This window comes from Vibrio sp. C8, from assembly GCF_054051265.1.
In genome coordinates this window covers 144,850-167,776 of sequence record NZ_JBPAOE010000011.1, presented here as the reverse complement: position 1 = coordinate 167,776, position 22,927 = coordinate 144,850, and the positions used below count along the sequence as shown (strand labels likewise).

Annotated in this window: 20 protein-coding genes; 5 read left to right on the top strand and 15 right to left on the bottom strand. The window is 43.3% G+C overall.

Annotated features, from left to right (window positions below; genetic code table 11):
- Positions 1-91: 91 nt before the first annotated feature.
- From ACRQQK_RS06805 to yceD, 13 genes are all read right to left on the bottom strand, one after another.
- On the bottom strand, positions 92-859 hold the full coding sequence (locus ACRQQK_RS06805) for a TatD family hydrolase (RefSeq protein ID WP_457510557.1): 768 nt from the start codon (positions 857-859) through the stop codon (positions 92-94).
- Positions 850-1,815 (bottom strand): DNA polymerase III subunit delta', encoded by a 966-nt coding sequence (gene holB, locus ACRQQK_RS06800; protein WP_457510556.1) that lies wholly within the window; start codon positions 1,813-1,815, stop codon positions 850-852. The genes ACRQQK_RS06805 and holB overlap by 10 nt, the downstream gene beginning before the upstream one ends.
- Before the next feature lie 12 nt (positions 1,816-1,827).
- Positions 1,828-2,457, bottom strand: a complete 630-nt coding sequence (gene tmk / locus ACRQQK_RS06795; RefSeq protein ID WP_457510555.1) for a dTMP kinase — start codon at positions 2,455-2,457, stop codon at positions 1,828-1,830.
- Positions 2,457-3,470, bottom strand: a complete 1,014-nt coding sequence (gene mltG / locus ACRQQK_RS06790; RefSeq protein ID WP_457510554.1) for an endolytic transglycosylase MltG — start codon at positions 3,468-3,470, stop codon at positions 2,457-2,459. The genes tmk and mltG overlap by 1 nt, the downstream gene beginning before the upstream one ends.
- On the bottom strand, positions 3,467-4,270 hold the full coding sequence (pabC, locus tag ACRQQK_RS06785) for an aminodeoxychorismate lyase (RefSeq protein ID WP_457510553.1): 804 nt from the start codon (positions 4,268-4,270) through the stop codon (positions 3,467-3,469). The genes mltG and pabC overlap by 4 nt, the downstream gene beginning before the upstream one ends.
- A 79-nt stretch (positions 4,271-4,349) precedes the next feature.
- Entirely contained in the window at positions 4,350-5,594 is a 1,245-nt protein-coding gene (gene fabF / locus ACRQQK_RS06780; RefSeq protein ID WP_457510552.1) for a beta-ketoacyl-ACP synthase II, read from the bottom strand.
- Positions 5,595-5,685: 91 nt separating this feature from the next.
- The gene (gene acpP / locus ACRQQK_RS06775) at positions 5,686-5,919 is read right to left on the bottom strand and encodes an acyl carrier protein (RefSeq protein WP_014204679.1); all 234 of its coding nucleotides are present in this window, start codon (positions 5,917-5,919) and stop codon (positions 5,686-5,688) included.
- Positions 5,920-6,151: 232 nt separating this feature from the next.
- Complete coding sequence (fabG, locus tag ACRQQK_RS06770) at positions 6,152-6,886, bottom strand: 3-oxoacyl-ACP reductase FabG (protein ID WP_457511097.1); 735 nt, start codon at positions 6,884-6,886, stop codon at positions 6,152-6,154.
- A gap of 27 nt (positions 6,887-6,913) precedes the next feature.
- Entirely contained in the window at positions 6,914-7,837 is a 924-nt protein-coding gene (gene fabD / locus ACRQQK_RS06765) for an ACP S-malonyltransferase (RefSeq protein ID WP_457510551.1), read from the bottom strand.
- Between the two features lie 101 nt (positions 7,838-7,938).
- Positions 7,939-8,889 carry a beta-ketoacyl-ACP synthase III gene (locus ACRQQK_RS06760; RefSeq protein WP_457510550.1) on the bottom strand — a complete coding sequence of 317 codons (951 nt, stop codon included), beginning with the start codon at positions 8,887-8,889 and terminating at the stop codon, positions 7,939-7,941.
- Between the two features lie 5 nt (positions 8,890-8,894).
- The gene (plsX, locus tag ACRQQK_RS06755) at positions 8,895-9,920 is read right to left on the bottom strand and encodes a phosphate acyltransferase PlsX (protein WP_042483596.1); all 1,026 of its coding nucleotides are present in this window, start codon (positions 9,918-9,920) and stop codon (positions 8,895-8,897) included.
- 9 nt (positions 9,921-9,929) lie between these two features.
- On the bottom strand, positions 9,930-10,100 hold the full coding sequence (gene rpmF / locus ACRQQK_RS06750; RefSeq protein ID WP_167412096.1) for a 50S ribosomal protein L32: 171 nt from the start codon (positions 10,098-10,100) through the stop codon (positions 9,930-9,932).
- A 33-nt stretch (positions 10,101-10,133) separates the two neighbouring features.
- Positions 10,134-10,658 carry a 23S rRNA accumulation protein YceD gene (gene yceD, locus ACRQQK_RS06745; RefSeq protein ID WP_457510549.1) on the bottom strand — a complete coding sequence of 175 codons (525 nt, stop codon included), beginning with the start codon at positions 10,656-10,658 and terminating at the stop codon, positions 10,134-10,136.
- A gap of 146 nt (positions 10,659-10,804) precedes the next feature.
- Here yceD and ACRQQK_RS06740 point away from each other — a divergent pair, with 146 nt between their 5' ends.
- Entirely contained in the window at positions 10,805-11,386 is a 582-nt protein-coding gene (locus ACRQQK_RS06740) for a Maf family protein (RefSeq protein ID WP_457510548.1), read from the top strand.
- 51 nt (positions 11,387-11,437) lie between these two features.
- Here the strand turns inward: ACRQQK_RS06740 and rluC are convergent, their stop codons facing one another.
- Positions 11,438-12,388, bottom strand: a complete 951-nt coding sequence (rluC, locus tag ACRQQK_RS06735; protein ID WP_457510547.1) for a 23S rRNA pseudouridine(955/2504/2580) synthase RluC — start codon at positions 12,386-12,388, stop codon at positions 11,438-11,440.
- A 604-nt stretch (positions 12,389-12,992) separates the two neighbouring features.
- On the opposite strand from rluC, the gene rne reads away from it, so the two are divergent.
- The 3 genes from rne to ACRQQK_RS06720 all read left to right on the top strand — a co-directional run bounded on the left by rne (position 12,993) and on the right by ACRQQK_RS06720 (position 18,855).
- Positions 12,993-16,007, top strand: a complete 3,015-nt coding sequence (gene rne, locus ACRQQK_RS06730; RefSeq protein ID WP_457510546.1) for a ribonuclease E — start codon at positions 12,993-12,995, stop codon at positions 16,005-16,007.
- A gap of 256 nt (positions 16,008-16,263) precedes the next feature.
- Entirely contained in the window at positions 16,264-17,823 is a 1,560-nt protein-coding gene (locus tag ACRQQK_RS06725; protein WP_457510545.1) for a SulP family inorganic anion transporter, read from the top strand.
- A 156-nt stretch (positions 17,824-17,979) separates the two neighbouring features.
- Positions 17,980-18,855, top strand: a complete 876-nt coding sequence (locus ACRQQK_RS06720) for a multidrug transporter (RefSeq protein WP_457510544.1) — start codon at positions 17,980-17,982, stop codon at positions 18,853-18,855.
- A gap of 94 nt (positions 18,856-18,949) precedes the next feature.
- Here ACRQQK_RS06720 and adhE read toward each other — a convergent pair whose 3' ends face one another.
- Complete coding sequence (gene adhE, locus ACRQQK_RS06715; RefSeq protein WP_457510543.1) at positions 18,950-21,646, bottom strand: bifunctional acetaldehyde-CoA/alcohol dehydrogenase; 2,697 nt, start codon at positions 21,644-21,646, stop codon at positions 18,950-18,952.
- Between the two features lie 631 nt (positions 21,647-22,277).
- On the opposite strand from adhE, the gene ACRQQK_RS06710 reads away from it, so the two are divergent.
- Positions 22,278-22,913: a YchE family NAAT transporter gene (locus ACRQQK_RS06710; protein WP_102940779.1), complete on the top strand. Its 636-nt coding sequence runs from the start codon at positions 22,278-22,280 to the stop codon at positions 22,911-22,913.
- Positions 22,914-22,927 lie beyond the last annotated feature (14 nt).

Sequence of the window (22,927 nt, the reverse complement as noted above, 5' to 3'; positions counted from 1 at the left end):
ATTTAGTAAACAAGCAGCCAGGCATGGAAGTTTTCTGATTTTTTCAATAAAAAAAGGAGCAAACGCTCCCTTTTTAACCAAATGTTGATTTCTATCGCAAAAAAAGATCATGGTAGTTTTGGGTCGTTTTTTCCGCAATTTCAGAAAGTGAACATCCTTTTAACTGAGCTATGTACGCAGCGACCTCAACAACATAAGCTGGTTGATTCTCTTTTCCGCGATGTGGAACAGGTGCAAGGTATGGAGAATCCGTTTCAATCAGTAAGCGCTCAATAGGCAGTACTTTCACAACTTCCTTCAGCTCTGTTGCCTGTTTAAATGTGACAATCCCTGAAATAGATATATAAAAACCTAAATCCATCGCGGCTTCAGCAAAAGCTAAATCTTCAGTGAAACAGTGAATCACGCCTCCACAGCACTCAGCGCCACCTTGCTTTAGCATTGCTAAGGTGTCTGCTCGCGCATTGCGGGTATGAATAATCAGTGGCTTATTAAGTGCTACTGCGGTTTCTATTTGTTGGGAGAAACGTAACTTCTGCAACTCTGCAGTTTCTGGTTGGTAATGATAATCCAAGCCAGTTTCACCAATCGCCACAACCTTAGGGTGTTTCGCATATTCGTGAAACTTATCTAACGCGAACTCACTTTCCACATCTAATGGGTGAACTCCACAAGTGGCATGTACATTCTCAAATGGCGCGATCATTTCAATCATGTCAGGGAAAGAATCAAGCGTAACTCCAACCGACAATAGCTGTTTGACATTCGCTTGAGCGGCTTTGTTCACGACATCCGATATATCAGTGTGTAAATCTTGATAATCCAGTTTATCCAGATGACAGTGGGAATCTACAAACATGTTTCCTCGTTAAATTTAAATATCCAATCCATTATTAAAAGCTCGCTATTTAGACCAGTGAAATGACGTAGCTGTTCAATTAAAGTCGCAAGTTCTGAACTTTGCTTTTCTAAAACAACATAGCCCAATACTGACGATAAAGTATGGCAGCCGGGAGTAAAGTTTGGCTGCACAACACCAAAATGTGCTTTTTGAGCATCGGTTAGCAAATACCAAAGCCAAGTTAAACGCACAATAGGAGACACATTAATTTTGCTCACGCATTTGAGCGCAGCTTCCGTATTGCCTTGCACCGCGGCAATCAGGCTCTCTTCAATAGATTTATAGGCTTCTAAATCACCTGCCTGAATAAAAGCTTTAGTCTGTACTGGAGCATCACCATTAATATGAGCGACATAAGACGGAACTTGCTGCCCCAATTCATTTTGTAACCATTGAGTAACGACTGAAGATTGCGGGTCGGGAATCGTAACTTGCTGGCATCGACTCACAATAGTAGGCAGCAAAGCACTGGCTTTTGAAGCGATGAGAACAAACACGCACTTCTCTGGCGGCTCTTCGAGTGTTTTCAATAATGCGTTAGCAGCAGACTCGTTCATCGCCTCTGCAGGTTCAATCACAAATAGACGGTAGCCTGAGAGCTGAGAGGACTCCTGAGCAATGCGATTACACTGGCGTATCTGCTCTACTGTAATCGCCTTCCCTTCCTTCTCCGGCTTTACGACATGGTAATCAGGGTGATTACCTGACTGCATTAAATCGCAGCCATGACAAAAGCCACAAGGTTCACTGTTGGAAGTGCTACACATCAATGAACGAGCAAACTGCTGGGCCAACTGAAACGTTTCTAAACCGGGAGAAGATGACAGCAAGGTAGCCGAAGCGAAGCTATTATTATCTAGCTGATGCTTCCAGTTATCCCAGCTGCTTAGTAACCAAGAATGGAGTTCTCGCATATTGCTTGCTCCTTAGACGCTCTTCAACCATTGTTGTAGCGCAGACTTAATATCCTGTGCCACTTTGTCTATGGTTTGTTCTGCGTTCACAACAATAACCGAATCGTCTGAACCAGCTATTTCAAGGTATCGTTCTCTTGTGCGCTCAAAAAAACTAATGTCCATTTTCTCGATACGATCAAGCTCACCACGTCCGCGAGCTCGCTCAAGACCGACTTTAGGATCAATATCAAGATAAAGAGTTAAATCTGGCTTAAAGCCACCCAGAGTCGTCTGTTTCAAACTTTGCATGGTTTGACGTGAGATTTGACGCCCTCCCCCCTGATACGCTTGAGAAGACATATCATGGCGATCTCCAACAACCCAACTTCCTTTCTCTAGAGCAGGCTTTATCACGTTCTCAACTAACTGAACACGTGCAGCATACATCAAAAGCAGTTCAGTCATGTCTTGCAGCACTTCACCTTCGTGTTCTTGCTTAACCAATTCACGCATTTTCTCTGCCAGTACGGTGCCACCAGGCTCTCGAGTACGTGTAATTTGGTCGACACCAAATTCATGTAAGGTTTCTACAATCGCTTGAATAGCGGTACTTTTACCAGCCCCTTCTAGGCCTTCAACTACGATAAATTTTGAGTTCATTATTGGTTACGAATCTGTTTTAGATAGGCGCGTACTGCGCGGTTATGCTCTGCCAGTGTCTTAGAAAACACATGACCACCGTTACCACTGGCAACAAAGTACAAATAACTACTTTGATCTGGGTTTAGAGCTGCATTGATTGAAGCAGGGCCAGCCATAGCAATAGGCGTTGGTGGTAATCCAAAAATCACATAGGTGTTATAGGGTGTAGATGCTTTCAAGTCTTTCTTGCGAATATTCCCGTCATAATTTTCACCCATACCATAAATCACAGTAGGGTCAGTTTGTAGCCTCATGCGCTTGTTAAGTCGATTAACAAATACCGATGAGATCTGTGTTCTCTCATCTTCAACTGCGGTTTCTTTTTCAATGATTGAGGCCAAAATCAGTGCTTCGTATGACGATTTCAGGGGTAAACCAGTTTGTCGTTTGTCCCACTCAGTAGTCAGAATGTCATTCAGTTTTATATGCGCCCGCTTTAAAATATCTAAGTCACTCGCACCATGAGTAAAATGGTAAGTTTCAGCAAGAAACAAGCCTTCTAGCTTATCTCGTTCAATCCCTAATTTTTGAGCAATCCCTTTTTCTGATACACCATCTAATGTGTGTTTCAGGTAAGGATTATTCGTAAGAATATCTCTCCATTCAGAGAAACGGCTACCTTCAACGAAGGTGATAGCAAACTGATGTTCTTTTCCAGAAATCACAAGATTCAGCGCTTGGTTTAACGTCATACCTGGTGTGAGCTGGAAAGTTCCCGCCTTTAAGCCAGCGAGCTCAGGGTGCAAACGATGGATTAGAGAAGTAAAAGGCGTAGTCTCGATCCAGTTCTTTTCTACCAGCATAGACATAGCGCGATTCAAACTGGTGCCACTTTGAATAGTGACGATTTGCGGCTCTTCTATTTTTAAAGGTTGGGCAAGATAGCTGTTTACTTCACTTTGTACATAAAAATAAGTGCCAGCTACACACAGAAAAAGAACGACCAATAGAAAAGATAACTTTTTAATCACGAATTAAATTTCTCCTGAATTCTTCGCATCTGTTGTCCAATAGAGTACTTACGTTCCGATATTTGGACCACAGGTGCGATCTCTAACAGTGAGTTAGAGATAAATACTTCTTCGGCATTATCAAGATGATCGAGTTCAAAATCACCTTTCACCACTTTCAAATTAAGTTGCTGGGCGTATTCTAATATAATTCTGCGGGACACACCTGAAACACCTGCATTTTTTAACGAAGGCGTATACAAAGTAGCACCTTTTACCCAAAAAATATTGGCGGCGGTGGTCTCGACAATATGTCCTTGAATATCCAAACATAAACCATCGAGATAGCCAGCCAAATCCATTTCGTTTTTGAGTATAACCTGCTCGAGGCGATTGTTATGTTTGTGCCCCGCAAGCATAGGATTTAATCCCATACGCTGGGAACAAATCCCAAGTTGCAAACCTTCAGCTTGCCATTGTGCATAGTGAGAGGGAAAAGAAAAGTTGCTAATCGTAACGTTAGGTTGCGTGACTTGTGCGGGGCTGTACCCTCGTCCACCAGTACCTCGGGTAATATGCAATTTAAGGCCAGCCCTCTCATCTGTATGAAGAGCTCGTTTCAACCATTGTTCGACTTGCTGCCAGTCGGGAAACGGAATACCGAGGACTTTTAAGCACGCTTCCATTCGGTCAAGATGAAAATGCCAATGCTGTATTTCACCATGCTTGGTCAACATAGTTGTAAAGCATCCATCACCGTATTGAAATGAGCGATCATTGACTGAAATAAGATCACTCTGCTCACCATTTATCCAAAACATATTTCCGCTCCCTGAAAATAAAGAAACGGCCTAATGCTAAGCATCAAGCCGTTTCAAAACAAGTACAGTTCGATGAACTTTATACGCGTTTAAAGATCAATGATCCGTTTGTACCACCAAAACCAAACGAGTTACACATTGCGTATTCCATACCTTCCACTTTACGTGCAGTGTTTGGAACAAGATCAACGTCTAAACCTTCTTCTTGGTTTTCAAGGTTAATTGTTGGTGGAACCATTTGATCAACTAGCGACATAACTGTGATGATAGATTCAACAGAACCTGCTGCACCTAATAGGTGACCAGTCATTGACTTAGTAGAAGAGATAAGAACTTGTTTCGAACCTTCTTCGCCTAAAGCACGTTTAATGCCTTTCACTTCAGCAACATCACCCGCAGGAGTCGATGTACCATGAGCATTGACATAACCAATTTGAACACCAGTTAAGCCAGCATCACGTATTGCCGCTTCCATCGCTAGCGCGCCACCGGAACCGTCTTCGCTTGGTGAAGTCATGTGATAAGCATCACCAGACATCCCAAAGCCAACGATTTCTGCATAAATTTTAGCGCCACGAGCTTTAGCATGTTCGTACTCTTCAAGCACCATGATGCCCGCACCATCGCCTAGTACAAAACCGTCACGGTCTTTATCCCAAGGGCGAGAAGCTTTTTGAGGTTCATCGTTACGAGTCGATAACGCTTTTGCGGCACCGAAACCAGCCATACCTAGCGGCGTTGATGCTTTTTCTGCACCACCAGCAACCATAGCTTCTGCATCGCCGTATGCAATCATACGAGCTGCATGACCAATGTTGTGCAAACCAGTCGTACATGCTGTTGAAATAGCGATGTTAGGGCCACGTAGACCACGCATAATAGATAAGTTACCAGCAATCATGTTGACGATGGTTGACGGTACAAAGAATGGGCTAACTTTACGTGGGCCTTTTTCTAAAAGTGAACGATGGCCACTTTCAATAAGCTCTAGGCCACCGATACCTGAACCAATAGCAACACCAACACGTGGAGCATTTTCTTCAGTGATCGATAAACCAGAATCGTCTAATGCTTGAATGCCTGCAGCAATGCCATATTGGATAAACAAATCCATCTTGCGGGCTTCTTTTTTAGACATGTAATCTTCGCAATTAAAGTCTTTAACTAGACCTGCGAAACGAGTTGAAAAATTGGTTGTATCAAAGTGATCAATATTAACAATACCACTTTGACCAGCTAGCAGGGCTTTCCAAGAAGATTCTACTGTGTTGCCCACTGGTGACAACATACCCATGCCAGTGACAACGACACGACGCTTGGACACGATCATATTCTCCGGGAATTGAAAAATTCTATGAGAGGTAAAGATGAGTGAGAAAAACTCAGGCGACCAGATGGCCGCCTGGGAAGAGACATTACTGAGCGCTGTTTACGTAGTCGATCGCAGCTTGAACAGTAGTGATTTTCTCTGCTTCTTCATCAGGAATCTCAGTGTCAAATTCTTCTTCTAGAGCCATAACTAGTTCTACAGTGTCTAGAGAATCCGCACCTAGATCTTCAACGAAAGAAGCTTCGTTTTTAACTTCTGCTTCGTCTACACCTAGCTGTTCAACAATGATTTTCTTTACGCGTTCTTCGATGTTGCTCATTTTTTCTTTTCCTTTACAGATTTCGCCTAATGCGATGATTCCGTAGTTTATTCTAACTAGGGAAAGTTGCAAGGGGGTCCTTGCTGGTCAAACCACAAATTTGGCGATTTTAACCGAAATTCACACCATTTTTGACATATATCATGCACAAATGTTGCGCATTTTTATATCAATTAATGTACAAAGTTGCTCACAATTAAAACTCTGTTTCCAACTTAGCACAAAAATGGCATTAAACCATATACATGCCGCCATTTACGTGCAAAGTTTCGCCCGTAATATAAGCGCCTTCTGGTGAAGCCAAAAATGCAACTGCAGAAGCAATTTCACGTGGATCACCTAAACGACCAGCTGGTACTTGTGCAAGTGTAGCAGCACGTTGCTCATCATTCAGTGCTTTTGTCATATCTGTTTCGATAAAACCTGGAGCAACGGTGTTTACAGTCACACCACGAGAAGCAACTTCACGCGCCATTGATTTAGTAAAACCAATCACGCCTGCTTTTGCTGCTGCATAGTTTGCTTGTCCAGCGTTACCCATAGTACCGACAACAGAACCTACGTTGATGATACGGCCATTACGCTTTTTCATCATGCCACGTAGTACAGCTTTCGACATACGGAAGATAGAAGTCAGGTTAGTATCTAAGATATCTGACCATTCGTCGTCTTTCATACGCATCAATAGGTTATCACGAGTGATACCTGCATTGTTCACTAGAATATCGATTGCACCAAACTCATCGTTGATTGCTTTCAATACTGTCTCGACAGATTCTGCATCTGTAACGTTAAGGGCTAAACCCTTACCGTTATCACCAAGATAAGCGCTGATCGCTTGAGCACCGCTCTCGCTAGTTGCTGTACCAATTACTGTGGCACCGCGTTCTACAAATAGTTCAGCGATAGCTTTACCAATACCACGGCTTGCACCAGTAACTAGTGCAACTTTGCCATCTAAACTCATGAATTGACTCATGTTTGGTTCCTATATTTACTTAGCTGCTTCTAGTGAAGCAATATCGTTCACTGCTGCTGCGTCTAAGGTTTTTACAATACGTTTAGTCAGGCCAGTCAGAACTTTACCTGGACCCATTTCTAGTAATTTCTCAACGCCCTGTTCGCTCATTTTCTCTACGCCTTCAGTCCAGCGTACTGGGCTGTATAGTTGACGAACAAGTGCATCTTTAATTTTTGCAGGATCTGTTTCAGCAACAACATCCACATTATTAATTACTGGGATTTGAGGTGAATTAAATTCGATTTCCGCTAATGCTGCAGCTAGACGTTCAGCCGCTGGCTTCATCAATGCACAATGTGAAGGAACCGAAACAGGTAGAGGCAACGCACGTTTAGCGCCAGCTTCTTTACACAGTGCACCAGCGCGTTCAACTGCGTCTTTTTGACCAGCAATCACCACTTGACCTGGCGAGTTGAAGTTTACTGGAGAAACCACTTCACCCTGCGCCGCATCTTCACAAGCTTTAGCAATCGCTTCATCATCAAGACCAATGATCGCATACATGGCACCAGTACCAGCAGGAACTGCGTCTTGCATCGCTTTACCACGAAGCTCAACTAGGCTGATCGCTTGTTTGAAGTCGATAACACCCGCACACACTAATGCTGAATACTCACCCAAGCTATGGCCTGCAAGAACCGCTGGCTGTTCCAAGCCAAGTTCTTGCCATACACGCCAAATAGCAACAGACGCTGCAAGTAATGCAGGTTGCGTACGGAAAGTTTGGTTTAGATCTTCAACAGGGCCATTTTGAACCAACGCCCACAAATCATAGCCCAATGCATCAGATGCTTCTGCAAAAGTTTGGTTAACTACATCATACTGCTGCCCAAGCTCTGCAAGCATACCAATAGCTTGAGAACCTTGACCTGGAAATACGATAGCAAACTTGCTCATTGCTGTTTCCTCAAAAATGATTAAGGCGTTATTTCAACGCCTTAAAGACTAATAGTAACGATAAATTATTACAAAAATCGATTAGCTAAAATCTAACGTTGTTAAAATTTAACCAAAGCTGAGCCCCAGGTGAAACCGCCACCAAAAGCTTCTAATAATAAGTTCTGACCACGTTTGATACGACCATCACGAACCGCTTCATCAAGCGCTGTTGGAACAGTAGCCGCCGAAGTATTACCGTGTCTGTCCAAGGTTAATACTACTTGGTCTAGAGACATAGAGAGTTTTTTCGCTGTCGCAGAAATAATGCGATAGTTCGCTTGATGCGGAACCAGCCAATCCAACTCAGACTTATGCATGTTATTTGCTTCTAACGTATCTTTAACCAGCTTAGACAACTGAGTCACCGCAACTTTAAAGACTTCGTTACCAGCCATGTACAGCCACTTGTCAGCGTCACCACCTCGCTCAGCGACTGGTAAACTCAATAATTCACCAAATTCACCATCTGAGTAGATGTGGGTTGAAAGAATACCCGGCTCTTTACTTGCGCCCAGCACAACCGCGCCTGCTGCATCGCCAAATAAAATAATGGTTGAGCGATCCGTCGGGTCACAGCTTTTCGACAATGCGTCTGCACCAATAACCAGTGCATTTTTACACATGCCTGTTTTAATGTGCTGATCTGCAACAGAAAGCGCGTAAATAAAGCCAGAACACGCCGCTGCTAAGTCAAATGCTGGACAGCCTTTAATGCCCAATTTCCCTTGAACCTGACAAGCAGATGAAGGGAACGTATGGCTGCTGCTTGTGGTCGCCACGATAATGAGATCAATGTCGTGTTTATCAATGCCCGCCATTTCGATCGCATTTTGTGCTGCATAAAACGCCATATCTGCAACTGTTTCATCTTCAGCTGCAATACGACGCTCGCGAATACCGGTACGAGTGACAATCCACTCATCACTTGTATCTACCATTTTCTCTAAATCAGCGTTTGTACGCACTTGAGATGGCAGGTAGCTGCCAGTACCTAAAATTTTGCTATACATGAAGACTAATAATGCCTCTCGAGTAAAACCGCTTCCAAACGATCGCTTATACGGCTGGGTACTTGTCGTTTAACTTCATGCACCGCCTCTGATATCGCATTCACGACAGCGGATACATCAGCACTTCCATGACTTTTTATTACAATGCCGCGCAATCCTAGCAAACTTGCGCCGTTATACTGGTCGGGGTTCAGTGTTTTTAACTCAGTAAATAGTTCAGAAAACAGCTTTTTCGCAATCCAACCTTTTATAGATGAGCCTAAAAACTTATTTTTTAGCCTATCGATAAAAAGTTGTGCCGTTCCTTCACACGCCTTTAAACAAACGTTGCCTACGAAACCATCGCATACGACAACATCTGCTGCATCAATTAATAATTGGTTCCCTTCAATGTAGCCGATAAAATTCACAGCGTGTGTTTGACTCAGCATTTCTGCACAACGTTTAACTAAATCATTGCCTTTAATCTCTTCTGCACCGATATTCAAAATCGCTACACGAGCAGGTCGACCTAAATGTTGTTCAGCTAATGCTGCTCCCATCACTGCAAATTGAAATAAAGAATCTGCATCACTAGAAACATTTGCGCCTAAATCCAGCATCCATGTTTTACCACCTGACGCGGTGGGTAACGCTGAAACCAAAGCCGGACGATCAATACCTGGCAATAGTTTAAGCCTAAAACGGGATAACGCCATCAATGCACCAGTATTGCCAGCACTCACACAAGCGTCGGCTTGACCGTCAGCGACAAGATCAATAGCCATACCCATAGAGGTACCAACACTGTGGCGCAATGCCAAAGAGGGTTTTTCTGAATTCGAGATGACGCGGTCACTATTTACGACACTCAAGCGAGCATTCGGTTCGCAACCTAATAAAGAAAGTTGTTGGGCGATCTCAGTTTGATCACCGATGAGAGTCACTTTTAGCTCTGGGAAATGCGACAGTGCCTGCACGGCGGCAGGCACTGTTACGCGAGGACCGAAATCCCCGCCCATTGCATCAAGTGCAACGGTTAAATTTTGCAAAGGTCAACCTTACTTGTTGATAACCTTTTTGCCACGGTAGTAACCTTCAGCAGTTACATTGTGACGTAGGTGTGTTTCACCTGAAGTCGCGTCTACAGATAGTGCAGCTGCAGATAGCGCATCGTGTGAACGACGCATACCACGCTTAGAACGTGTTTTACGGTTTTTCTGTACGGCCATTGACCCTACTCCTATGTTAATGGTCTCAAAGAATTACTTCTTCAAACTTTTTAAAACATCGAATGGATTCGGCTTTTCTTCCAAAATCTCTTCTGGAATATCACCAAACACCATATTGTCTGATTTAACGCTGCAATCCGCATCTTCATGCATTGCTACTTGAGGCAAACTTAAGATGAACTCGTCTTCAACTAGCTGAATCAGGTCTACTTCACCGTACTCATTAGGATCTACCAAATCGTAATCGTCGGGAATTTCTTCATCACTTTTCTTACCCGTAATCGGAGAATAAGTGAATTCAACTTCGCACTCATGTGCGAAAACCTCATTACAGCGCTGACACTCTAAATCAACTTCGATGTTAGCTTTACCAGAGATAACTACGAGTTGTTGTTCATCAAGCCCAAATGACAATGAGACTTGTGCGTCGCGTTTTACGCTAGCGACTGATTCCTCTAAACGCTTCAAAAGACTCATTTGGATGATGCCATCGTAATCAAGTCGTTTTTGAGCCGCTTTGCCCGGATCAACCGTTCGCGGTATCTTTACCTTTTGCATAGGGCGCGAATATTATCTTCCAAAACAGATTTAGTCAAAGAAAAAGGTAAAAAATACATTTTTTCCCCTTTTCGCGGAGAGAATTATGGTCAACAACATTGAATGCTATATGCTGCACATAAACTTAACGATAATTGTAAAGTAAAATGCAAAATTACCAACTAGTTTTAGCTTCCACTTCGCCTTTTCGTCAGCAATTACTGAAAAAGCTCGATATCCCTTTCATTACCGCACAGCCCAATTGCGATGAAACACCCCAGACAAACGAGTTGCCTGAAGCTTTAGTACAAAGGTTGGCGGTTCAAAAAGCACGCTCTTGTGTTGTTAAAACACCCAGTTTAATCATCGGTTCAGATCAAGTTTGTGTGATTGAAGGACTAATTGTCGGCAAACCACATACTAAACAAAAAGCGATTGAACAGCTAATGAGTCAAAGTGGTAAAGCGATTACATTTTACACAGGTTTAGCACTGTATAACTCTGAGACGCAAAAAAGTCAGATTACGCTAGATACGTTCACAGTGCATTTTCGCCAACTCAAACAGCAAATGGTCGAACGTTATGTCGAAAAAGAAACGCCTCTAAACTGCGCAGGTAGCTTTAAGAGTGAGGGATTGGGAATCGCCCTGTTTGACAAGCTCGAAGGTGACGACCCTAATACATTAATAGGACTTCCGCTTATCAAGCTTATCCAGTTGCTCGAAAACGAACATTTCCCGGTCCTATAAACTTCTCGATATTGCAAATTGAAAAAGGCTTGTAGAACACAAGCCTTTTCTTTACTTAGCTTTCCGCATTTGAGCAAGTGCCTTCTCTAGTTTGCTATCCAGAGGGGCGTTAATTTCCATTTGCTCCTCGGTCGCTGGATGAACAAATCGAATGTTTGCAGCATGTAAAAACAAACGGTCAATACCGAATTGGGCAGTATAGGCATCAAAACGGCGATCACCATATCGGTCATCCCACGCAATTGGGTGTCCCATATACTGAGTATGAACGCGTATCTGGTGAGTTCGCCCAGTAATTGGGCTCGCTTGAATCAAAGTCGCCTGTTCAAACTTTTCAAGGATCTTAAAACGCGTTTCTGACGACTTACCGTTAGAATTAACTCGAACAATACTATTCACTTCGTTCTTTAGCAGCGGCGCGTTAACAACCTTCCATTTGCTTTCCCACTCCCCCATCACCAGAGCAAAATAGTATTTCTGCACTGTTTTCTCGCGAAACTGAGCTTGTAGATGACGCAATGCCGAGCGCTTTTTAGCAACCAGCAAAATACCAGATGTGTCCCGGTCAATACGATGTACCAGTTCTAGGAAGCGAGCTTGCGGACGCAGCGCACGTAAGGCTTCAATAGCACCAAACTTTAGGCCACTACCTCCATGCACCGCTGTACCTGACGGTTTGTTCAAGATCAGTACATGGTCATCTTCATGGATAATGCAATGTTCAAGTTCCGCAACTTTGTTCAGTTTGGTACTTGGCGCAGTAGCTTCTTCTGCCTTCGCTTCAATCGTTACTGGTGGCACACGAACCACGTCTCCAGCTTCCAACTTATAATCAGCTTTCACTCGTTTTTTGTTTACGCGCACTTCACCCTTTCGCAAGATTCGATAAACCATGCTTTTAGGAATTGATTTTAATTGGTTACGCAAAAAGTTATCGATGCGTTGACCAGCCATATCTTCATCTATGTCGATGAACTGGACTTGGGTTCTGATTTCGTTCATGGCAACTATTCTAACTGAATCTGCGTGAATTCACATTTTCTTCGTGATTAAAAATCGCTTTTCGGATGCTTTTTTTTAATAACTCGTTGAAATAAACATCACATTGCTCATTGAGCCCGAAAATTGGGCAATTTACTATTGATAAAATGCAAACTTCTCTTCCATTTTGCTCAGATTTGACACTGACTAGGAAACACTTTTGGACATGGCTTGAAATTTTTAAGCGCTTTCTAATAAAGCACATTGCTGTGACTTGCAGTCACTGCTATAGTTCACACCTGCAATAATTGAACTGGTATGTTTCTATTTTTACCGTTTTATTAAAGCAATAAACGAGTAGTAAACCTATAACTTGGTGCTGCATTGGCGTAAGACATTTCAGGTTAAGGTTTCTTGTTGCTCTACTCTTCGCCTTTCATGATGAGTAAATCCGCCTCTATGCGGATCACAGGCTGCTTATGCTTGTGATGACTGACGTGCCCTCAGAGCATCCCTCCAGCCGGGAGGCTGTAATGAATTAAGCCATGGGATCTGGCACCGTGAAAGCGAACCAAACGCGACAAGAACAATAATCAAAACAAAGAAAAAATTACGAGATTTTTAAATGAAAAGAATGCTAATTAACGCGACTCAGAAAGAAGAGTTGCGTGTCGCTTTGGTTGATGGCCAGCGATTATTCGATCTTGATATCGAAAGTCCTGGACATGAATCTAAAAAAGCGAACATCTACAAAGGCCGTATTACCCGTATTGAACCAAGTCTAGAAGCAGCTTTCGTTGATTACGGCGCTGAAAGACACGGTTTCCTTCCTCTTAAAGAAATTGCCCGCGAATACTTCCCAGATGGTTATACCTATCAAGGCCGCCCAAGCATTAAAGAAGTGCTTAAAGAAGGCCAGGAAGTTATCGTTCAAGTTGAAAAAGAGGAACGCGGTAGTAAAGGCGCAGCTCTAACAACTTTTATATCTCTTGCTGGTAGCTATTTAGTTCTGATGCCTAACAACCCACGTGCCGGCGGTATTTCTCGTCGTATCGAAGGTGACGAGCGCACGGAATTAAAAACAGCGTTGAGCTCTTTAGAATTGCCACAAGGTATGGGCCTCATCGTTCGTACTGCAGGTGTTGGCAAAAACGGTGAAGAGTTAGAGTGGGACTTAAACGTTCTACTTAACCATTGGGCTGCTATTAAACAAGCGTCTGATTCGAATCCCGCGCCATTTTTGATCCACCAAGAAAGTAACGTAATCGTGCGAGCGATTCGAGACTACTTGCGTCGTGATATCGGCGAAATTCTAATTGATAGTAATACTATCTATGAACGTGCCTTAGACCATATTGGTTTAGTTCGCCCTGATTTCGTAAACCGTGTTAAAAAATACGAAGGTGAAGTGCCACTATTTAGCCACTTCCAAATCGAAAGCCAAATCGAATCTGCATTCCAACGTGAAGTTCGCCTTCCTTCTGGTGGTTCAATCGTGATTGACCCTACAGAAGCTTTAACTTCTATTGATATCAACTCAGCTCGCGCAACCAAAGGCGGCGATATCGAAGAAACGGCACTGAACACTAACTTAGAAGCCGCAGACGAAATTGCACGCCAATTACGCCTACGTGATTTAGGTGGTCTAGTTGTTATCGACTTTATCGATATGACACCAGTTCGTCACCAGCGTGAAGTAGAAAACCGCTTGCGTGATGCTGTTCGCCTAGATCGTGCTCGTGTGCAAATTGGCCGCATTTCACGTTTTGGTCTGCTAGAAATGTCTCGTCAACGTTTGAGTCCTTCTCTGGCCGAAGCAAGCCACCACATTTGCCCACGTTGTTCAGGCACAGGTGTGGTGCGTGACAACGAGTCTTTAGCGCTATCAGTTCTTCGCCTCATCGAAGAAGAAGCATTGAAAGACAATACAGCACAAGTATTGGCTGTCGTGCCGGTGTCAATTGCTTCATACCTACTGAATGAAAAACGTCGTTCTATCAACCACATTGAACGCATCCAAGAAGTCAGAATTACTATCGTTCCGAATTCAGACATGGAAACCCCTCATTTCGAGGTAGTTCGTGTGCGTGAAGGTGAAGAGCATGAAATTCTCTCTTACTTGATCCCAAGAAAGCTGGAAGCACTAAAAGAAGCTGAAGGCAAAGAAGTCGGTGAACCTGACTTACGTCCAAAACGCATCGAAGAACCAGCTCTGAAAGGTTTTGCATCACCAGCACAGTCAGCACCAGCGCCTGTTGCAAAGCCACAAGTAGAAGCCCCTAAAGAAACGGTTATTACTGAACAAAAACCTGGACTGGTTAGCCGCTTCTTTAAAGCATTGTCTGCTATGTTCGCTTCTTCAGAAGAAGAGAAGAAAGAACAGGTAAAAGAAACAAGCGAAACAGAGAACGAGCGTAAGAAACAGCCTCAACGTCGCGAACGTAACGACCGCCGTCGTAACAACAACTCTCGTGACAGAAATCGTCGTAAGCCAAATGATAAGGCGAACGATAAAGTTGAGACCGAACAACCTGTTGCAACTACAGAAAGCAAACAGCAAGAGCGTAAGCCTAAGCAAGAGCGTCGTAATAAGCGTGATCGCAATGAAACGAAGTCGAACAAACTTCAGCAAGAAGGTCGCCAATTAGCAGTTGAAGCGCAACAAGAAGTGGTTGAAAAGCCAGCAGGCGAAGCTCAACAAACCAAAGCTGCTGCAGTTAAAGAGCGTCGTCAACGCCGTAAGCTTAACAAGCAAGTTCGAGTGAACAATCAACAATCTGAAGAAGCAGAAATCGTTGAGAATTCATTGAATGCAGATGTTCAAGCACCTGTTACTCAAGAACCTAAAGTCGAGTTGACTCAAGCGAATGTTGATACTGATAACAATGTAGAGCAACAAGATGAGCAGAAACAGCGTCGTAACCGTCGTTCACCTCGTCACCTACGAGCAAGTGGTCAGCGTCGTCGCCGTGGTCGTGATCGTCGCCCTAACCCATTCCGCCTACGTAAAGGTGGTGTAGCATCTCCAGAGATGGCTATGGGTAAAGTGATGCCACGTTACGACTTAGCTAAACCTGTTGTTAAATCTCAACCTCAAGTTGAAGCAATAGTTGAACAAACAGTTGCATCAACACCAGTATTAGGTGGCTACGCGTTCCCAGAAATGGCAATGGGTAAAGTGATTGTTCGTCATGAAGTAGCTGTTGCTGAAGCACCAGTTGAGAAAGCTCCAGAACCAGTAATTGAAATGCCTGTCGTTGAACAACCAGTTGTTACACCAACTGCTGTCGAACAAGCACCGGTTGCTCAAACTGAAGTGGAACAAGCCCCAGCAGTTGAAACCATTGAACAACCGACAACAGAAGCGCCAGTAGCTCAAGTTGTTGTGGAAGATGTGGTAGAACAAGGGGCTGAGATCCCTGTACCAGTAGTTGAACCAGCGAAGAAAGCGAGTGTTACAGCTCCAGCAAAAGGTCATGCATCATCACCAATGACTAAAGCTTCTGGTCCACAAGAGGTGAAAGAAATCGCAGTTAACGCAGCGCCTTTCCGCACTGAGCGGTACGCACCTATTGGTGCAGGTAGCCAAGTTGCTCGTAACCAAGCCGGCTCTGCAATGGCGAAACCTCAAGGTTACTAATTAAAAACCATGTAAAAGCCACCTTCGGGTGGCTTTTTTATTATTGCAACAGACTCATTGCTCTTGATTATTGGTTCAATATTGAACTTCATCACACAATTCTGTAGCATCCGCCTTTCATCTTTAACTTAACGCGTTCAGCCTATTGAATACCCTTTTTGCCAAGCAACGTTTATTTGGCACATCCCATTTCGATTCAAAGAACGTTTTAGATAAAGTCAGTTCACCATTAATTATCAGGAAAAACACTCAACTCATGTTTGAATTTCCCCAGTTTTCCAAACACTCTGTAAAAAATGACGTTCTTTCGGGTCTTACTGTTGCTTTAGCACTAGTACCAGAAGCGGTTGCCTTCGCGTTCGTAGCGGGTGTTGACCCTATGGTTGGTCTGTACGCCGCATTTATTGTTGGTCTTGTGACTTCTATTTTCGGTGGACGCCCGGGCATGATCTCGGGAGCGACAGGCGCAATGGCCGTAGTAATGGTCAGCCTAGTATCAAGCCATGGTGTCCAATACCTGTTTGCCGCCATTTTGTTAACGGGAATACTGCAAATTGCAGCCGGCCTATTTAAACTCGGTAAGTTCATTCGCATGGTCCCTCACCCTGTAATGATTGGTTTCGTGAATGGCTTGGCAATTGTTATCTTCCTAGCACAATTAGGTCAGTTCAAAGCACCAGATATGAGTGGCGCTCTTAGTTGGCTTCCAAGCGAACAGTTGTTCCTAATGTTAGGCTTAGTCGCTTTGACGATGGCTATCATTCACTTTCTTCCTAAAATTACCAAGGCAGTTCCATCTTCATTAGCTGCGATTGTTATCGTTACTTTGCTGGTTCAAGGGCTGGGATTAGAAACTCGCACCGTTGTCGACTTCTTGCGCGCAATGTCGGGTAATGAAGGCGCAACACTTGCTGGTACGCTGCCAACGTTTGCATTCCCTATCGTTCCAATGACACTTGAGACTTTACAAATTATTCTTCCGTATTCTGTCATTTTGGCAGCTATTGGTTTGATAGAGTCATTGCTGACACTGACTGTTCTGGACGAAATGACTAACACTCGTGGTAAGTCTAACCGTGAATGTATGGGACAAGGTCTTGCGAACATTACCTGTTCTGTATTTGGCGCTATGGGTGGATGTGCGATGATTGGTCAGTCAATGATTAACATTAACTCCGGTGGTCGTGGACGCCTGTCAGGTATTGTGGCTGCTGTGATGTTGCTGGTCTTTATCCTGTTTGCTTCCTCACTGATTGAAATGATTCCACTAGCTGCGCTAGTTGGCGTAATGTTCATGGTAGTAATCGGTACGTTTGAATGGGCAACATTCAAACTTGCTCGTCGTGTACCTAAGCAAGATTTCTTTGTCATCGTACTGGTAACGATTGTTACAGTATTTACCGACTTAGCTATTGCGGTAGGAGTTGGGGTAATTACTTCTGCACTTATGTTTGCTTGGGAACATGCTAAACACATCTACGCAAGTAGCCAGCTCAATGAAGAAGGCTCTAAAGTTTACAAAGTTAATGGACCTATTTTCTTTGGTTCTGCTGCGAACTTTTTAGAGTTATTTGATGCGCCAAATGATCCTCAAGATGTGATTGTCGATTTCGCTCAGTCACGTGTTGCTGACCACTCAGCCATAGAAGCCATTGAAACCTTAGCTGAACGCTACGCTTCTGTAGGGAAAACACTTCATTTACGCCATTTAAGCCAGGATTGCCGCGCATTACTGCATAAAGCAGGCAGCCTAGTCGAAATTAATGTTAAAGAAGACCCTAGTTATAAAGTTGCTACAGATGTGCTTGCGGGCTAACTGACACCCTCTCAATCAACATTTCTAAGCCTCTCAAACGAGAGGCTTTTTCTTATCTCTCCATTTGATATAAAAACCAATTAGTTGCATAGTGAGAAGCCTGTGCACCTCTTGTGTCGTCTCTGACACGGCATTATCTCTTTGGACGTTCTTAACATGACATGGATTCTGTTCACTCTATTCGCTGCTTTTATGCAATCTTGGCGCAACGCTTTTCAAAGTCACTTATCTGGCGATGTAAAAACGGCTGGTGTTACTTTGGCGCGTTTTCTTTGGGCAAGTCCTATAGCCGCTCTGTATTTAGTCGCTTTATATGTCATAGAGCCCATTGCTCTACCCAACATTAATTCACTCTTCATCACTTACATCGTCGGTGCTGCGACAATGCAAATCGTTGCGACAGCGCTTATGGTTAGACTGTTTAAATTTAATAATTACGCTGTAGGAGCAGGACTCGCCAAGAGTGAAGCATTAGTCGCTGCGTTGTTGGGTATGCTTTTCTTCGGCACTCAACTGACTTTGTTAGGATGGTTCGGGGTATTTGTAGGCGGTGTTGGTGTGTTTTTATTAAGTACTCAAGGTAGTTTTCGTCAAATATCCTTGCCTACCGTTATTTTGGGGATAAGCTGCGGCAGTGCTTTCGCGTTAACTTCTTTATGGGTTCGAGAAGCCAGCATTGCTCTAGGATTACCCTTTCCTTACGGTGCCGCTTGGGTTTTGTTGTTAGTTATATCCCTTCAAACACTCATCCTAGTCGCATATTTGGTCCTCAGAGATGTGGATACGCTAAAAGCCTTATTCGCGAGACCTAGAATAGTCTTCTTAACCAGCTTTACCAGTTGTTTAGGTTCAATAGGCTGGTTCAGTGCGATGTCTTTGCAAGCGGTTCCTTATGTAAAAACTCTAGGACAGATTGAAATCTTTTTTACTATGTTGATATCGGTTCTCTGGCTTAAACAAAAAGTCCGAATCAAAGATGGTTTTGGATTAATTCTCGTTGCTCTCGCCGCTATTCTAGTCATGTGGACTTAAACTTTTACTTAAAAAATAGACAAAAAAAACCCCACCGAAGTGGGGCTTTTTATTTGTTGATTTGGTTATCGTGCTAGCGAAAACCTATCTCAAATTAAGCTTTTGCTTTTTTATCTGCTTTAGCAGCTGCTGGAGCTACTTGGTCAGCTTTCTTCTTGATTACAGTAGTACCTTCGAAAGTTTCACCTTCAACAAATGCTTTACCGTAGTAAGAAGCTTTAAGTACTTCTTGTAGCTCAGTGATTAGAGGGTAACGTGGGTTTGCACCAGTACATTGGTCATCAAACGCGTCAACCGCCAATTCTTCAACTTTCGCTAGGAAGTCAGCTTCATTAACACCCGCAGCTTGGATAGACAATGGGATATCAAGATCTTTCTTAAGCTCTTCCATCCACGCAAGTAGACGTTCAATCTTCTGAGCAGTACGGTCGCCTGGCTGAACTAGACCCAAGTGCTCTGCAACTTCTGCGTAACGACGGCGTGCTTGTGGGCGGTCGTATTGAGAGAATGCAGTTTGTTTAGTTGGGTTATCGTTCGCGTTGTAACGTACAACGTTAGAGATAAGCAGTGCGTTAGCAAGACCGTGTGGTAAGTGGAACTCAGCACCAATCTTGTGAGCCATTGAGTGACATACACCCAAGAAAGCGTTCGCAAATGCTACACCAGCGATAGTTGCTGCGTTGTGTACTTTCTCACGAGCGATTGGGTCGTTTGCACCATTCTTGTAGCTTGATGGTAGGTACTCTTTAAGCATCTTAAGTGCTTGAAGAGCTTGACCGTCAGAGTATTCGTTCGCAAGAACAGATACGTATGCTTCAAGAGCGTGAGTTACTGCATCGTAACCACCAAACGCTGTTAGAGACTTAGGCATGTTCATAACAAGGTTCGCATCAACGATAGCCATGTTAGGAGTTAGCTCGTAGTCAGCTAGTGGGTATTTAGCACCAGTCTTGTCGTCTGTAACAACCGCGAATGGAGTAACTTCTGAACCAGTACCTGAAGTAGTAGTGATACATACCAACTCAGCTTTTTGACCCATTTTAGGGAACTTGTAGATACGTTTACGGATGTCCATAAAGCGCATTGCTAGTTCTTCGAAGTGAGTTTCTGGGTGCTCGTACATAACCCACATGATCTTCGCAGCATCCATTGGTGAACCACCACCTAGAGCTAGAATCACGTCTGGTTGGTAGCTAGCCATTTGAGATGCACCTTTCTCTACGACAGATAGAGTTGGATCTGCTTCTACATCAAAGAATGTTTGAACTTCCATACCTTGAGCTTTAAGTAGTGAAACAACTTCATCTGCGTAACCGTTGTTGAATAGGAAACGGTCAGTTACAAGGAATGCGCGTTTTTTACCTTCTAGATCGCTAAGAGCGATTGGAAGGCTACCACGACGGAAGTAGATTGACTTAGGTAGTTTGTGCCACAACATGTTTTCAGCTCGCTTAGCAACAATTTTCTTGTTGATTAGGTGTTTAGGACCAACGTTCTCAGAGATAGAGTTACCACCCCATGAACCACAACCTAACGTTAAAGATGGAGCAACGTTGAAGTTGTAAAGGTCACCGATACCACCGTGAGTAGTCGGAATGTTGATAAGAATACGAGCAGTCTTCATCTTGTCACCGAAGTAACGAATACGATCTGCGTTTACATCTTGGTTAGTGTAAAGACCAGAAGTATGGCCGATACCGCCGATTTCAACCATTGTTACAGCTTGGTCAACAGCGTCTTCGAAGCTATCTGCTTTGAACATACCTAGACATGGAGATAGTTTCTCATGTGCGAACTCGTCTTCATAAGCAACTTTACCAAGACCTTCACCAATAAGAACTTTAGTATCAGCTGGAACTTTAACACCCGCCATTTCTGCGATAGCAGAAGCAGGTTGACCAACGATTTTCGCGTTTAACGCACCGTCGATTAGGATTGTTTTACGTACTTTGTCAGCGTCAGCTTTGCTTAGTACGTGTGCTTTGTGAGAAGCAAAACGCTCTTTAACTTCTTCGTAAACGTCTTTATGAACGATTACAGCTTGTTCTGAAGCACATACTACGCCGTTATCGAAAGTTTTAGACATAAGTACAGATGCTACTGCACGTTTGATGTCTGCAGTTTCGTCGATAACAACTGGAACGTTACCCGCACCAACACCGATAGCTGGTTTACCAGAAGAGTAAGCCGCTTTAACCATGCCTGGACCACCAGTAGCAAGGATAAGAGCAATACCTTCGTGTTTCATAAGAGCGTTAGATAGCTCTACAGATGGTTGATCGATCCAACCGATGATGTCTTTTGGCGCGCCTGCTGCAACTGCTGCGTCTAGAACCAGTTTAGCTGCATCATTTGTAGAATTTTTAGCACGTGGGTGTGGTGAGAAGATAATACCGTTACGAGTCTTCAAAGAAATCAAAGATTTGAAGATTGCTGTAGACGTTGGGTTAGTTGTTGGAACGATACCACAGATGATGCCCACAGGCTCTGCGATAGTCATTGTGCCCATGCTGTCGTCTTCTTCTAGAACACCACAAGTTTTTTCATCTTTGTATTTGTTGTAGATGTACTCTGAAGCGAAGTGGTTTTTGATTACTTTATCTTCAACGATACCCATGCCAGATTCCGCTACCGCTTGTTGCGCTAGAGGGATACGAGCTTGGTTAGCTGCAAGAGATGCTGCACGGAAGATTTTGTCTACTTGCTCTTGAGAGTAAGTAGCAAACTCAGCTTGAGCCGCTTTAACGCGTGCTACTAGAGCATCTAGTTCAGCCAGATTAGTTACAGGCATAATGGATCTCCTAAAATAAAAAAATTTAAATTTAAAAACTCTTTATTAAGCATGTTGTATATGTATTTTTATCAAAACTTCAGCGACTTAATAACAACGAACTTAGTAAATTGCTTTCATGGCTGAGTATAATATTTCACTACGTGAAAAAAATTGACTCAGATCAGTTATGAAAAACTAATTATCCCTTTATAGGTAGAAAGCACCAAAGATACCACATAACCAACTGAATTAATTAATAAAAACCAAAAGAAATAAACTGCTTAAAAATACCGCATTCGAACCAAAAATCTAAAAAAAATACAACATCGTGTAAAAAAGTTTCATTTTTGTACAACATTACTACATGTAGACAAGTTTTGATGTGCTACTCACAGTATATCCATTTCATTTCGACTCTCCAGTAGATGCTCTTTTTTTTATCAAAACTGGGGGGATGTTAAAAAAACCATAAACAAGTCAATTAATAGATACATGTTTGAAACAACTAGTTTTCAATTATCGACCATAATTAGTTTTTCTCACGTATAAGCTGCAAAAAACAGCAAATTTTTTCATTCGCGATTTTGCTATGTTTGACTTAGATTACGCGCAATTAATTTCAATCCTGTGAAAAATAAGAGAACCTAACATGTCGTTCGAAATTGCTATTTTTCTCCAGTTCTTTCTGGGTTTAGTTGCTGCAGTTAACCCTGTAGGAATCATGCCGGTGTTTGTTTCCCTTACTGGTCATATGACTCCAGAGGAGAAAAATAAAACCGCGGCCACAGCGAACATTGCTGTAGCTGTCATTCTGATTACTGCGCTTTTGGGCGGCCAAATGCTACTAGACATGTTCAGCATTTCTCTAGACTCGTTCCGTGTAGCCGGTGGTTTACTGCTTATGAGCATCGCCTTTTCGATGATGAGTGGTAAGTTGGGTGAAGATAAACAAAACAAACAAGAGAAATCTGAATACATCAGCCGTGAACAAATTGGCGTAGTTCCGCTGGCAATGCCTCTCATGGCAGGTCCAGGTGCCATCAGTTCGACCATCGTATATGGCTCACGTTACCCAGGCTTAATGGATACCACAGGTATTGTTGTCACTATCGCTTTCTTCGCATTGTGCTCTTGGTTACTGTTCCGTTCAGCTCCTTATATTGTGAAATTGCTAGGCCAGACGGGTATCAACGTGATCACCCGTATCATGGGTTTGATACTTGGTGCGTTAGGCATCGAATTTATCACTAATGGCTTACGTAGCCTGTTCCCAGGATTGGCTTAAACGCTGCCCTAAGG